Here is a 13,244-nt window from a genome sequence, read left to right on the forward strand (position 1 = left end):
CCTGCTGACCGAAAGAAGCGCGCACGGACGGCGCGTGGTTTCTCGGTCGGGGCAGGTTCCGGGCCCGCTCAAGCCGCCCCGTAGCCCCCGCCGCCCGGCGTCTCGATCACGAAACAGTCGCCCGCCTCCATCCGCACCGAGCCGATGTGCCCCAGTTCCTCCACGCGCCCGTCGGCACGCAGCACCGCGTTGCGTCCCGGCGCGCCGGGGCTGCCGCCGGCGAGGCCGAAGGCCGGGTGGATGCGGCCGTTGGAAAGGATCGCCGCCGTCATCGGCTCCAGGAAGCGCAGCACGCGCGTGCCGCCGTCCCCGCCGCGCCAGCGCCCGGCGCCGCCCGACCCGGCCCGGATGGCATAGCTCTCCAGCCGCACCGGGAAGCGGTACTCCAGCACCTCCGGGTCGGTCAGCCGCGAGTTGGTCATGTGCGTCTGCACCACCGACGTGCCGTCGAAGCCGCCTTCGCCCTCGCCGCCCAGCGCCACGCCCGCCCCGGAGCCGCCGGACACCGTCTCGTAGTACTGGTGCTTCTCGTTGCCGAAGGTGAAGTTGTTCATGGTCGGCTGCGCCCCGGCCAGCACGCCCAGCGCGCCGTAGAGCGCGTTGGTGACGCAGGTGGACACCTCCACGTTGCCCGCCACCACCGCCGCCGGTGGCGCCGGATTCAGCATGGAGCCCTCGGGCACGATCACCTCGATGGGCTTCAGGCAGCCGGCGTTGAGCGGAATGTCGTCGTCCACCAGCGTGCGGAACACGTAGAGCACGGCGGCCATGGACACGGCCTTGGGCGCGTTGAAGTTGTCCTGGCGCTGCGCCGAGGTGCCGGTGAAGTCCACCACCGCCGAGCGCGCCTCGCGGTCGATGCGCAGCGCCACCTCGATCTTCGCGCCGTTGTCCAGCGGCAAGGTGAAACGGCCGTCGCGCGTGAGCGCCGGGTCCAGCCGCGCGATGGCCATGCGCACGCTCTCCTCGGCGTTGTCCTGCACGTGGCGCATGTAGGCCTGCACGGTGTCCAGCCCGAACTGCGCCACCATGGCGTGCAGCTCCTGCACGCCCTTCTCGTTGGCGGCGATCTGCGCGCGCAGATCCGCCACGTTCTGCTGCGGGTTGCGCGCGGGGTAGGGACCGCCGGTGAGCAGCGCCATCAGCTCGGCCTCGCGCAGCCGCCCGCCCTCGACCAGCAGCATGTTGTCGATGAGCACGCCCTCCTCCTCGATGCGGCGCGAGAACGGCGGCATCGAGCCCGGCGTGATGCCGCCGATGTCGGCATGGTGGCCGCGCGAGGCCACGTAGAACAGCACGCCGGTTTGCTGCTCATTCCACACCGGCGTCACCACCGTCACGTCGGGCAGGTGCGTGCCGCCGTGGTACGGGTCGTTGAGCACGAACACATCGCCCGGCCGCATGCCGGGGTTGCGGGCGATGACGGTCTTGATCGACTCGCTCATCGAGCCCAGGTGCACCGGCATGTGCGGCGCGTTGGCGATGAGGTTGCCCTCGCCGTCGAAGAGCGCGCACGAGAAATCCAGGCGCTCCTTGATGTTCACCGAGTAGGCCGTGTTCTGCAGCCGCAGCCCCATCTGCTCGGCGATGTTCATGAACAGGTTGTTGAACACCTCCAGCATCACCGGATCGACCGCGGTGCCCACCGCGTGGCGCTGCGCGCGCGGCTGCACGCGCGTGAGCAGCAGGTGCTCCAGCCCGGTGAGCCGTGCCTGCCAGCCGGGCTCGACCACGGTGGTGGCGTTGGCCTCGGCGATGATGGCCGGGCCATCGATCACCGCGCCGGGTTTCAGCTGCTCGCGCCGGTACAGGTTGGCGTCGCGCCAGTGGCCGTCGGCATGCATGCGCACCTGCGCCTGCGACAGCGGCCGGTGCTCGTGCGCCGGGTGCTCCTGCTGTTGCGGCTGGGCGCCCGGGCCCACGGCCTCCACGGCGGCGCTCTCGATCACCAGCGCGCGCGAGGGCATCAGGAAGGCGAAGCGCTGCCGGTACGCGGCCTCGAAGGCGGCGCGCACGGCATCGACAGGGCCGAAGGGCACTTCCAGCGCCGTGTCCGTGCCTTGGTAGCGCACGTGCAGGCGCCGCAGCAGGCGGATGTCTTGCGGCGCGAAGCCCTGGGCCGCGATCTCCGCCGTCGCCTCCGCACCCAGGCGCTGCAGCAGCGCGTCGGCGCGGGCCAGGCCGGAATCATCGAGCGGCTGCTCGACGGTGGCCTCGCGCAGCGCGAGCTGGTCGGCCAGGCCCATGCCGTAGGCCGAGAGCACGCCGGCGAGCGGGTGCACGAACACGCGCGTCATGCCCAGCGCGTCGGCCACGGCGCAGGCATGCTGCCCGCCGGCGCCGCCGAAGCACTGCAGCGTGTACTGCGTGACGTCGTAGCCGCGCGCCACGGAGATCTTCTTGACGGCGTTGGCCATGTTGGCCACCGCGATCTGCAGGAAGCCCGCGGCCAGCTCGTCGGCCGCGACCTTGCGTCCGCCGCCGCGCGACACCTCCGCCGCCAGCTCGGCGAAGCGGCGCTGCACCACGGCGCGGTCCAGCGGCTCGTCGCCGCGCGGGCCGAACACCTGCGGAAACCACTGCGGCTGCAGCCGGCCCAGCATCACGTTGGCGTCGGTGGTGGCCAGCGGGCCGCCGCGGCGGTAGCAGGCCGGGCCGGGGTTGGCGCCGGCGGAGTCGGGGCCCACGCGCAGCCGCGCGCCGTCGAAGTGCAGGACCGAGCCGCCGCCGGCGGCCACGGTGTGGATGCTCATCATCGGCGCGCGCATGCGCACGCCGGCCACCTGCGTCTCGAACGCGCGCTCGAACTCGCCGGCGAAGTGCGACACGTCGGTGGAGGTGCCGCCCATGTCGAAGCCGATGACCTTGTGCTGCCCGCCCGAGAGCGCCGTGCGCGCCATGCCCACGATGCCGCCGGCCGGGCCGGAGAGGATGGCGTCCTTGCCGTTGAAGCGCTCGGCGCGCGTGAGCCCGCCCGAGGACTGCATGAAGTACAGCGGCACGCCTGGCATCTCGGCCGCGACCTGCTCGACGTAGCGGCGCAGGATCGGCGACAGGTAGGCGTCCACCACCGTGGTGTCGCCGCGCGACACGAATTTCATGAGCGGGCTGACCTCGTGCGAGGCCGACACCTGCGTGAAGCCGATCTCGCGCGCCAGCGCCGCGGCCTGCGCCTCGTGCGCCGGATGGCGCCAGGCGTGCATGAACACGATGGCGCAGGCACGCAGCCCGGCGTCGAAGGCCTCCTGCAGCGCCGGGCGCAGCGCCGCGAGGTCCAGCGGCTGCACCACCGCGCCTTGCGCGTCCAGCCGCTCCTGGGCCTCGGCCACGCGCTCGTACAGCAGCTCCGGCAGCACGATGCGGCGGTCGAAGAGGCGCGGGCGGTTCTGGTAGGCGATGCGCAGCGCGTCGCGGAAGCCGCGCGTGGTGACCAGCAGCGTGCGCTCGCCCTTGCGTTCCAGCAGCGCGTTGGTCGCCACGGTGGTGCCCATCTTCACGCAGGCCACCTGGTCGGCCGGGATGAGCGCGCCGGGGGCCAGGCCCAGCAGGCGGCGGATGCCCTCGACCGCCGCGTCGCGGTACTGCTCGGGGTTGTCGGAGAGCAGCTTGGCGGTGGCCAGGCTGCCGTCGGGGCGCCGGGCCACGATGTCGGTGAAGGTGCCGCCGCGGTCGATCCAGAACTCCCAGCGCTGTGCTTCGGCCATGTGTGCTTCCTCATCGTTCAAGGTGCCCGAGCCAGCATAGCGGCATTCCCAAGGCCCCCCAGGCGGGCGGCCCGGCCCCGCCGGGAAGGCTGCGGCACCTTCGCACAATCCCCAGTTCGGATTTCACTTTGGCTGTGAAACGGCCCGTTCGTCCTGAGGTATCGAAGGACGAATCCGCCAGGCTGGTCTGCCGGCCATGAAAAGAGGGCCGGCTGACCCGTTCGCCCTGAGGTATCGAAGGGCGAATCCGTGAGGCTCTTGCGGCCTGCTGCACAGCCGGGGCCGTTCATCCTTCGATACCTCAGGACGAACGGGATACTTCTCAAGGAGCTTAGATGCTGAAACCCTTGCTGGCCGCGCTGGCGCTGAGCAGCGCCGCATTCGTCCCGGCCCAGGCCGCCCCGCAAAGCCCTTCCGCCTCGGCCCCGGCCAAGGCCCAGGCCGAAACCATCCGCTGGCAGGTCGCCACGCCCTTTCCCGAGACCAGCCTGCACACCGAGAACCTGATGCAGTTCGCGCAGGAGGTTGAGCGCGCATCGCAAGGCCGGATCAAGATCGTCGTGAAGCCCGATGCCGCACTGAAGGCGGCCGAGGCCAAGCGCGCGGTGCAGAACGGCCAGGTGCAGATGGCCGAGATCCAGCTCGCCGATGTGCAGTCCGAGTGGCAGACCTTCGGCCTGGACAGCATCCCCTTCCTGGCCAGCGGCTATGCCCAGGCGCGCAAGCTCTACCAGGCGCAGCGCGTGCCGCTGGGCAAGCGCTTCGCGGGCCAGAGCATGGTGATGCTGTACTCGGTGCCCTCGGCGCCGCCGGGGCTGTTCCTGCGCAAGCCGGTGAAGCAGCTCGGCGACCTGCGCCAGCTCAAGTGGGCCGCCTACAGCCCTGCCACCGAGCGCATGGCGAAGCTGCTGGGCGCCAAGGCGGTGGCGATGCCCGAGGCGCATGTGGCGCAGGCGGTGACGCAGGGCGAGGTGGACGCGGCGCTGGTGTCGGCCGACGGCTTCAACGCCGATGCCTTCGAGTCCATGGAGGTGTTCCTGGACCTGCAGGCCTGGCTGCCGCGCCATGGGGTGCTGATGAACCTGCAGGCCTTCGAGCAGCTGGACATGCCGCTGCGCAAGGCCGTCATCAAGGCGGCGGTGGCGGCCGAGCAGCGCGGCTGGCAGCAGTCCGAGGCGCGGCACCGGCGCTTCCTGGGCGGGTTGCGCGACATGGGCATGGACGTGGTCGAGCCGCCCGAGCCGCTGCGCACCGGGCTGCTGAAGACGGTGGGCGAGCCGCTGCTCGACGAGTGGCTGCAGCGCACCGGCCCCGAAGGCAAGCTGATCATCGACGACTACCGTCGTTGAGCCAGCTCAAAGGACGTGCGCGGGCCGCCTCAGGAATGTCCTGATGTGAGGACTTCACGCCCGGCCCCGGCTTGAGCCGCAGCCGCGGAGCCCGGCTCTACAGTGAACGCTCCATGGGCGTCCCGTGAGCGGGCCGAGCGCAATTCCGGATCACACGCCTCTCAAGCTCGGGCAGGCGCGGCCGTAAATCGGGCGACACCACAGGCCATGCCGGGGAGCCCGATCGTGACGAGCACATACCAAGGACAGCGCAGCCCCACCGCGGCGGAGTCGGCCGCCGCGCTGCGCAGGCTGGCCGACGAGATCACGGTCCTGGTGTGGACCGTGGACGAGAACGGCCGCTGCATCCAGCTCAACCACCAGGCGCGGGCCTATTTCCGCAGCCCGGACGAGTTCTCCTTTCGCGCCTGGCGCGGCTTCATCCACCCGGAAGACCTGCCGCAGGTGCGCGCCACGGTGGCGCGCGCCATCGAGCTGCGTGCGGATTACCAGATCGGCTACCGCATCGTGCGCAGCGACGGCAGCCTGCGCTGGATGTCGGGCGTGGGCGCGGCCTGCTTCGACGCGCAGGGCCGCTACTGCGGCTACACCGGTACCGCCACCGACGTCACGGCCGCCCATGACATGCAGGAGCAGCTCGCGCGCAGCGAGGCCGAGTACCGGCTGCTCACCGAGAACGCCAGCGACCTGATCACGCGCCATGACGCCGTGGGCCGCTACATCTACGTCTCGCCGGCGTGCCAGCACCTGCTGGGCTACGCGCAGGAGGAGCTGCTGGGCCGCCACCCCAACGAGATCATCCATCCGGAGGACGCGCCGGCCGTGCGCGCCGAGGTCGAGGCCCAGCAGCGCCACGGGCGCCGGCCCGCGCAGATCGAGCTGCGGTTGCGCCGGCGCGACGGCCAGTACGTCTGGGTGGCCACGGCCACGCGCGTGATGGTTGATGCCGGTACCAGCGCGATGACGGGCACCGTGGCGGTGTCGCGCGACATCAGCGCCGAGAAGCTCATGCGCCAGCAGCTGGCCGAGCGCGAGGAGCGCTACCGCAGCCTCACCTCGCTGCTGTCGGACTGCTACTGGGAGACCGACACGGAGGGGCGCTTCACCGTGGTGGGCGACGAGGCCACGCCCTGGCTGGGCACGGCGGCGAGCCGGCTGCTGGGCAAGCGGCGGCAGGACATCGCGCTGGACCCCACCGAGCCCGGGCTGCAGGCCTATCTGCGCAGCTTCGCGCGGCGCGAACCCTTCCGCGACCTGCAGTACGGCGTGAGGCCGCCGCAGGGCGCGGCACCCTATTACCTCTCCATCGCCGGCGAGCCGATGTTCCGCGACGGGCTGTTCACCGGCTACCGCGGCATGTCGCGCAACATCACCGAGCAGCGCCGCATCGAGGAGCGGCTGCAGGCGCTGAGCAACGAGAACCGCAACCTCATCGAGAACTCGCTGGACATGGTGTGCACCTTCGACACCGAGGGCCGTTTCCTGCGCATCAATCCGGCGGGCTGCCGCATCACCGGCTACCAGGCCGGCGAGATCGTGGGCCGGCGCTGGCACGAGTTCGTGCACCCGGAGGACTACGAGCACACGCTGGCCGTCTATCGCGACACCTTCACCCACGGCGACGGCAACGGCGAGCTGCACGACTTCGAGAACCGCTGGCGCACCAAGAGCGGCGGCGAGGTGTGCCTGGCCTGGTCGGCCAAGTGGGTGGCCGAGCAGCGGGTGATCTACGTCACCGCGCGCGACATCACGCAGCGCAAGCAGGCCGAGCGGCGGCTGCGCCAGCTCGCCACCTGCGACACGCTCACGCTGCTGCCCAACCGCGCGCGGCTCAACGAGCACACCGACGCCAGGATCGCGCTGGCCGGGCGCGAGCCCGAGTCGCTGGCGGTGATGTTCCTGGACCTGGACCGCTTCAAGGAGGTCAACGACTCCATGGGCCACGAGGCCGGCGACGTGCTGCTGCAGCAGGTGGCGCAGCGGCTGCGCGCCAACCTGCGCCCGGACGACCTGGTGGCGCGGCTGGGCGGCGACGAGTTCGTGGTGGTGCTGCCCTGCGCGCATGGCGTGGCCTCGGCCTCGGCGGTGGCGCAGAAGCTGCTGGCGCAGTTCGACGAGCCCATGCTGGTGAGCGGCCAGGAGGTGTTCGTGGGCGCGTCCATCGGCATCGCGCTGTATCCGCGCGACGGCGAGACCAAGGAGGTGCTGTTCCAGAGCGCCGACAGCGCGATGTACCGCGCCAAGGCCATCAAGGGCAACAGCTACCGCTTCTTCACGCCCGAGATGCACGAGAAGGCGCGCGCGCGGCTGACGATGGAGAGCGCGCTGCGCCGGGCGCTGGAGCGCCAGGAGCTGGAGGTGCACTACCAGCCGCGGCTGGACGTGGCCACGCTGCAGGTCGTGGGCATGGAGGCGCTGCTGCGCTGGAACCATCCCCAGCTCGGCCGCGTGCCGCCGGCGCAGTTCATCCCGCTGGCCGAGGAGACGGGCCTCATCGGCACCATCGGCGAGTGGGTGCTGCAGCAGGCCTGCCGCCACAGCCGGCGGTGGGTGCAGGCACTGGGGCGGCCGCTGCGCGTCTCGGTCAACCTCTCGCCGCGCCAGCTGCATGATCAGCAGCTCGTCGCCAAGGTGCGCCAGGCGCTGCGCGAGTCGGGCCTGCCCGCGCAGTTGCTGGAGCTGGAGCTCACCGAGGGCTCGCTGGCGCAGGACCCGCACACCGCCGAGCGCACGCTGGGGCGGCTCAAGGCGCTGGGGCTGCGCCTGGCGGTGGACGACTTCGGCACGGGCCATTCCTCGCTGTCGTACCTGCGGCGCTTCCCGGTGGACGTGCTCAAGCTGGACCGCACCTTCCTGCCCGGCCTCACCGAGGTGGCCGAGGGCGCGAGCTTCAGCACGCTGGCGCAGGCCATTCTGCACCTGGCTCACACGCTGAGCCTGCGCGTGGTGGCCGAGGGCGTGGAGACGCGCGAGGTGTTCGACTTCCTCAAGGACGCCGGCTGCGACGAGGCCCAGGGCTACTTCTTCTGCCGCCCGCTGCCGCCGCGGGAGTTCGAGGCCTTCCTGCGCGGCAGCCTGGAGCAGGCGGCTTGCGGCATGACAGGGTGAAGGGGCGCGCGGGCGCCACAATGTGGGGCCGGGCGGCACCGGCTGCCCGTCCACCCTTCTCCCAGGAACTCCCCTCATGCATTCGCTGCCGCCTCCCAGCGTCGAGTCGCTGGACGACATCCTTCCCCAGGAACCCCTGCTGATGATGGGCGCGGGCCCGGTCCCGATCCCGCACAAGGTGTCCTACGCCAACTCCATCGTCATCAACCACCTGGGCGAGACGATGAACAAGGTGATCGAGCAGGTGAAGGCCATGGGCCGCTACGTGTTCCAGAGCGCCTCGGCGCAGGTGCTGGGCGTGGCCGGTCCGGGCTCGGCGGCCATGGAGATGGCCATCGCCAACCTCACCGCGCCGGGCGAGCGCGTGCTGTCGGTGTGCAATGGCTACTTCAGCCGCCGCATGGCCGAGATGGCCACGCGCGTGGGCGGCCAGGTGACGGTGCTGGAGGTGCCCAACTTCGAGTACGCCGGCGTCGAGCGCGTGGAGGCGGCGCTCAAGGCCGGCGACTACAAGGTGCTCACCATCGTGCAGGGCGAGACCTCCAACACCGTGTTCAACCGCGACCTGCAGGCCATCGCGCAGCTGGCCCATGAGCGCGGCTGCGTGGTGATCGTGGACGCGGTGTGCACGCTCAGCACCATGCCGCTGGAGATGGAGGCGTGGAACGTGGACGCGGTGATCACGGGCGGGCAGAAGGGGCTGTCCTCGATCCCCGGCGTGTCGCTGCTGGCGCTGTCGGAGAAGGCCTGGCGCAAGATCGAGAACCGCAAGCACCCGATGGCGCACTGGTGCCTGGACGCGCTGCTGGCCGACAACTTCTGGAACAAGAAGTCCTACCACTACACCGCGCCGGTGTCGGGCGTGCTGGCCATCCACGAGGCGCTGCGCCTGGTGTGCGACGAGACGCTGCCGCGGCGCTTCGAGCGCCACCTGGTGTGCTCCAAGGCGCTGCAGCGCGGCATCGAGGCCATGGGGCTGAAGCTGCTGGTGCCCGAGGCGGCGCGGCTGAACTCCGTCATCGGCATCTCCATTCCGCAGGGCGTGTCGGCCGACGCGGTGCGCGAGCACATGTCGCGCGTGCACCGGGTGGAGATCTCGGGCTCCTTCGGGCTGGAGATCGTGCGCATCGGCCAGATGGGCGAGCAAAGCCGCGCGCACAACCTGTTCCGCACGCTGCACGCGCTGGGATCGAGCGTGCAGCACGCCGGCGCGGCGCTGGACCTGCCCGCGGGCATCGCCGAGCTGGAGAAGGGGCTGGCGCAGGAGAGCGTGACGGTGGCGTGAGCGGCGCTCAGGCGGCCTCGATCCCGGCGCGCAGCGCCAGCGCGATCACCGCCTGGCGCAGGGTGTCGTTGAGGCGCAGCGGCCCCCCCACGCGCTGGCCCGACAGCGCCGCGCCGACGCGGTCGCCGAACAGCACCAGCGCCTGGTCCGGGTCGCGCTGGCGCGACATCCAGAACAGCCCGTCGATGTCCGGGTACTGCCGATGCAGCGCCTGGGCCCAGCGCGCCGTGTCGGGGTAGTCGATGGGTGCGCTGGCAATCAGCTCGGTCTTGGGCACCTTCAGCCGGTGCAGCCCATCGGTGGTCAGGTTCACCAGGCGCAGGTCGCGCGCGGGCGTGAGCCGGCCGTGGCCGCGGTCGGCGAAGTCGTCGAGGTCGACGAACTTGCGCGCCGCGTCCATGGGCACGTTGTGGAAGACGGTTTCGAAGATGGCGCATTCCAGCGAGGAGCCACCGTACAGGTAAGGCACGACGCGCTCGTCGCGGTCGCGGATGGGCGCAAAGCGCGTGGGCTTGCGCAGGACCCCGGCGGCGTCGATGCCCGGGTTGAAGCTCTCGGGTGCGAAGGCGGTGTCGTGAATGACGTGGATGACCCGTCCCGCGGGCCAGAGGTCGATGAGCGCGTCCAGCGGCGGCGTCGGCGCGCGGCAGCTCAAGCCGCGCTCCCGCCCGCATCCCGGTGCGCCGCCTCCACCACGGACTCCGGCGCGGTGTCCAGCAGGTCCACCGGGCGGGCCTGCTGCGGCAGCCAGCCGTTGTTGGAGGTGAACCACAGCGCCAGCTTCCACGGGTCCTTGCCCTCGCCGAAGGCCTCGATGACCGGCTGCACCGCCTTCAGCGGCCTGCCGTCACGGAACTGGAACAGCGGATAGACCTCGCGCGTGCGCCCGGCCTCGTCGCGGTGCCGCACGGCGAACACCTGGCGGCGCTTCTTCCAGTTGTCGGCCAGCGCATGGCGGTTGGCGGCGCGCGACTGGTTCATGTCCGCCAGCTGCTCGGCGGTGGCGAAGCCGAACTCGTTGAGCAGCTCCGCATGCCGTACCGCGATGCGCCCGGCCATCTGCACCTCGACCGGGCTGGGCACGACCATCTGCGTGGTCATCAGTTCCACGAGCTGTTCCAGCTTGCGCGCCCGCACCTGCGCCGTCTTCTCCTGCAGCAGCCGGCCCAGCACCGGCACCACCGCCTCCAGCACCGGCGAGAGCGACTGGTCGGCGACCTCGATCCGGTAGGCCCGTGGGGCCGGCCCGGCCGCCGCGGGCACACCCGCCGAGGGCTCGGCCGGCCAGGGCTGCAAGGACAGGACGCCGGCATCCGCGAATTCATCCATGGCGCTTCCTTTGATGAGATTGACGACATATTGGTTCAGCTCGTCAACTCATCAATCATACCGGTCACCGGAGCGGCGTTGCGGCACTGCGGCGAACGGCCCTGCCGCCGCCCTGGCGGGGCCGGCCCGCTAGCATCGCGCCCCATGTCCGACGCGCCCTCCCGCCGCCCGGCCGCCGCGCGGCGGCCCGCTGCTTCCTCCACCCTCTTCAGCCCGGCCGACGCCGATCCCGCCGGCCTGCCCTTGAAGTACCTTGCCGGCTACCCCGAGCCGCTGCTGGAGCAGGTGCGCTCGCTCATCGCGCAGGACAGGCTCGCCGCGATGCTGGCGCGGCGCTACCCGGAAGCCCACGCCGTGCGCACCGACCGCGCGCTGTGGGACTACGTGCAGGAACTCAAGGCGCAGTACCTGCGCAGCAGCGCGCCGCTGTCCAAGGTGCAGTACGACCCGCAGGTGCGGCTGCTGCAGCAGGCGCTGGGCACGCACCGCATGGTCTCGCGCGTGCAGGGCGGGCGGCTCAAGGCCAAGCGCGAGATCCGCATCGCCAGCCTGTTCCGCGAGGCGCCGGCGCCGTTCCTGCGCATGATCACCGTGCATGAGCTGGCGCACCTGCGCCATCTGGAGCACGACAAGGCCTTCTACCAGCTGTGCACCCACATGGAGCCCGACTACCACCAGCTGGAATTCGACCTGCGGCTGTACCTGACGCAGCTGGCGCTGGAGGGGCGGCTTTCGGGCTGAGCCGCGGCCGGGGCGCCGGTTCAGGCTTGATCCCTGGCGCCGCCGGGGCCGTCCGGCGCGCGCATCATGGCTGCGGTGCGGGCGCCGGGGCCCGCGCGCCGGATGCCGGGGAGAAGACCATGAGCCACAAGGTTGCCAACCTGCTGCGCACCATCTACCACGACCCGCCCAGCGGCAACGTGCACTGGCGCGACGTCGAGTCGCTGCTCAAGCACGTGGGCGCGACGCTGGAGCCGCTGTCGGGCGCGCGCATACGGGCGCGCATCGGGCACATGGAGGGCATCCTGCACCGCCCGCACCACAGCAACGTGCTCGATGCCAGCGGGCTGCTGCACGTGCGCCAGTTCCTGGCGCGCGCGGGCGTGACGCCGTCGCAGTACGAGAGCAGGGAGTAGCGCGCCGCCATGCCGGTGAAGCCGGCATGGCGGTTGTCCGGGGAATGTCGCGGGCCCGGGCCTAGCGCCCGCCCTTGGGCACCGAGCCCTGGTTGCCGCCGCTGACATGCGCGTCGCGCTCGGCGGTGCGCGGGGCGCGGGTGGGATCTTCCACGCTCTCGTCGTCGTCCGGAGTCAGCAACTCCTGTATTTCCTCGGCCTCGGTGGCGGCCTCCCGGCGCTCGGTGGTGGATTTGCCGGGACCGGCGGGGCTCTTGGCATCAGGCATGGGGTGTCCTTCCAGGGTTGTGCCGCGGACCATCGCGTCCGCCCGCCGGACGCGGCAACCGCCGTGCCGCCGGCCGCGCCGCTCAGAATCGGGGCATGAAGACCTTCGACGCCGCGGCCACCGCCGCCCAGCTGCCCTTCGAGCGGCTCATCCCCGCGCTGAGTGCGCTCTTCGCCGACCCGGCCTGCCAGGTGCCCGCGCGCCATGTGCACGAGATCGCCGCGCCCGACGGCGGCCCGCCGCTGACCTCGCTGCTGATGCCGGCCTGGCTGCCCGGGCGCTGCTACGGCGTCAAGATCGTCAACATCGCCCCGGGCAACGCCGCGCGCGGCCTGCCCGGGCTGCACGGCGCCTACCTGCTGTTCGATGCCGTCACCGGCGTGCCGCTGGCGCTGATGGACGGCGACGAGATCACCTCGCGCCGCACCGCCGCGGCCTCGGCCCTGGCCGCCACCTACCTGGCGCGGCCCGACGCGCGGTGGCTGCTGGTGCTGGGCACCGGCCGCGTCGCCAGCCTGCTGCCCGCGGCCTACGCCGCCGTGCGGCCCATCGAGGAAGTGCGGGTGTGGGCCCGCTCGCCGGACAAGGCGCAGGCGCTGGCCGAATCGCTGCGCGCCCAGGGCTTCGCCGCCGAGGCCGCGCCCGACCTGGCCGCCGCCGTGGCCTGGGCCCATGTCGTGAGCTGCGCCACCCTGGCGCGCGAGCCGCTGGTGCAGGGCGCCTGGCTGGCGCCGGCCAGCCACCTGGACCTCATCGGCAGCTTCACGCCCGAGATGCGCGAGGCCGACGACGACTGCTTCAGGAACACCGAGCTGTTCGTGGACACCGAGGAGGCGCTGCGCAAGAGCGGCGACCTGCTGGGCCCGCTGGCGCGCGGCGTGATCACGCCGGCCGACCTGCGCGCCACCCTGGCCGACCTGTGCCGCCGCACGGCACCGGGGCGCCGCACGGCGATGGAGCGCACCGTCTTCAAGTCGGTCGGCACCGCGCTGGAAGATTTGGCGGCGGCGATGCTGGTGCAGGCGGGCGGCTGAGCCACCCTTTCCCAGACATTCACGACAACCC

At 71.6% G+C, this 13,244-nt stretch carries 10 protein-coding genes; 6 read left to right on the forward strand and 4 right to left on the reverse strand.

The window, feature by feature from the left end; genetic code table 11:
• Positions 1–68: 68 nt before the first annotated feature.
• Positions 69–3,704, reverse strand: a complete 3,636-nt coding sequence (locus HHL10_RS13340) for a hydantoinase B/oxoprolinase family protein (protein ID WP_169160865.1) — start codon at positions 3,702–3,704, stop codon at positions 69–71.
• A 335-nt stretch (positions 3,705–4,039) separates the two neighbouring features.
• Here HHL10_RS13340 and HHL10_RS13345 point away from each other — a divergent pair, with 335 nt between their 5' ends.
• The 3 genes from HHL10_RS13345 to HHL10_RS13355 all read left to right on the forward strand — a co-directional run bounded on the left by HHL10_RS13345 (position 4,040) and on the right by HHL10_RS13355 (position 9,446).
• Complete coding sequence (locus HHL10_RS13345) at positions 4,040–5,053, forward strand: TRAP transporter substrate-binding protein (protein ID WP_169160866.1); 1,014 nt, start codon at positions 4,040–4,042, stop codon at positions 5,051–5,053.
• 225 nt (positions 5,054–5,278) lie between these two features.
• Positions 5,279–8,161, forward strand: coding sequence for a sensor domain-containing protein (locus HHL10_RS13350; protein ID WP_169160867.1), 2,883 nt, complete (start codon positions 5,279–5,281; stop codon positions 8,159–8,161).
• A 76-nt stretch (positions 8,162–8,237) separates the two neighbouring features.
• Positions 8,238–9,446: a pyridoxal-phosphate-dependent aminotransferase family protein gene (locus HHL10_RS13355; protein WP_169160868.1), complete on the forward strand. Its 1,209-nt coding sequence runs from the start codon at positions 8,238–8,240 to the stop codon at positions 9,444–9,446.
• A 7-nt stretch (positions 9,447–9,453) separates the two neighbouring features.
• On the opposite strand, the gene HHL10_RS13360 is transcribed toward HHL10_RS13355, so the two are convergent.
• A complete protein-coding gene (locus tag HHL10_RS13360; protein WP_169160869.1) occupies positions 9,454–10,101 on the reverse strand; it encodes an RES family NAD+ phosphorylase in 648 nt (215 codons plus the stop codon).
• On the reverse strand, positions 10,098–10,775 hold the full coding sequence (locus HHL10_RS13365; RefSeq protein WP_169160870.1) for a hypothetical protein: 678 nt from the start codon (positions 10,773–10,775) through the stop codon (positions 10,098–10,100). Before HHL10_RS13365 ends, HHL10_RS13360 begins: the two co-directional genes overlap by 4 nt.
• Before the next feature lie 144 nt (positions 10,776–10,919).
• Here HHL10_RS13365 and HHL10_RS13370 point away from each other — a divergent pair, with 144 nt between their 5' ends.
• Both HHL10_RS13370 and HHL10_RS13375 read left to right on the forward strand, forming a co-directional pair.
• A complete protein-coding gene (locus tag HHL10_RS13370; RefSeq protein ID WP_169160871.1) occupies positions 10,920–11,516 on the forward strand; it encodes a M48 family metallopeptidase in 597 nt (198 codons plus the stop codon).
• 119 nt (positions 11,517–11,635) lie between these two features.
• Positions 11,636–11,911, forward strand: coding sequence for a type II toxin-antitoxin system HicA family toxin (locus HHL10_RS13375; RefSeq protein WP_169160872.1), 276 nt, complete (start codon positions 11,636–11,638; stop codon positions 11,909–11,911).
• A gap of 61 nt (positions 11,912–11,972) precedes the next feature.
• Here the strand turns inward: HHL10_RS13375 and HHL10_RS13380 are convergent, their stop codons facing one another.
• Positions 11,973–12,179 carry a hypothetical protein gene (locus tag HHL10_RS13380; RefSeq protein WP_169160873.1) on the reverse strand — a complete coding sequence of 69 codons (207 nt, stop codon included), beginning with the start codon at positions 12,177–12,179 and terminating at the stop codon, positions 11,973–11,975.
• Between the two features lie 95 nt (positions 12,180–12,274).
• Here HHL10_RS13380 and lhpI point away from each other — a divergent pair, with 95 nt between their 5' ends.
• Positions 12,275–13,213: a bifunctional Delta(1)-pyrroline-2-carboxylate/Delta(1)-piperideine-2-carboxylate reductase gene (lhpI, locus tag HHL10_RS13385; RefSeq protein ID WP_169160874.1), complete on the forward strand. Its 939-nt coding sequence runs from the start codon at positions 12,275–12,277 to the stop codon at positions 13,211–13,213.
• Positions 13,214–13,244: the final 31 nt, after the last annotated feature.

The sequence above is a fragment of the Azohydromonas caseinilytica genome (assembly GCF_012927045.1).
Lineage (GTDB): Bacteria > Pseudomonadota > Gammaproteobacteria > Burkholderiales > Burkholderiaceae_C > Azohydromonas > Azohydromonas caseinilytica.

Excerpts from the sequence above, each read along its gene's own strand:
- HHL10_RS13345 (WP_169160866.1), top strand. The coding sequence starts at position 4,040 with ATGCTGAAACCCTTGCTGGCCGCGCTGGCGCTGAGCAGCGCCGCATTC.
- HHL10_RS13375 (WP_169160872.1), top strand. The coding sequence starts at position 11,636 with ATGAGCCACAAGGTTGCCAACCTGCTGCGCACCATCTACCACGACCCG.
- HHL10_RS13365 (WP_169160870.1), bottom strand. The coding sequence starts at position 10,775 with ATGGATGAATTCGCGGATGCCGGCGTCCTGTCCTTGCAGCCCTGGCCG.
- HHL10_RS13380 (WP_169160873.1), bottom strand. The coding sequence starts at position 12,179 with ATGCCTGATGCCAAGAGCCCCGCCGGTCCCGGCAAATCCACCACCGAG.
- HHL10_RS13340 (WP_169160865.1), bottom strand. The coding sequence starts at position 3,704 with ATGGCCGAAGCACAGCGCTGGGAGTTCTGGATCGACCGCGGCGGCACC.
- HHL10_RS13355 (WP_169160868.1), top strand. The coding sequence starts at position 8,238 with ATGCATTCGCTGCCGCCTCCCAGCGTCGAGTCGCTGGACGACATCCTT.
- HHL10_RS13370 (WP_169160871.1), top strand. The coding sequence starts at position 10,920 with ATGTCCGACGCGCCCTCCCGCCGCCCGGCCGCCGCGCGGCGGCCCGCT.
- lhpI (WP_169160874.1), top strand. The coding sequence starts at position 12,275 with ATGAAGACCTTCGACGCCGCGGCCACCGCCGCCCAGCTGCCCTTCGAG.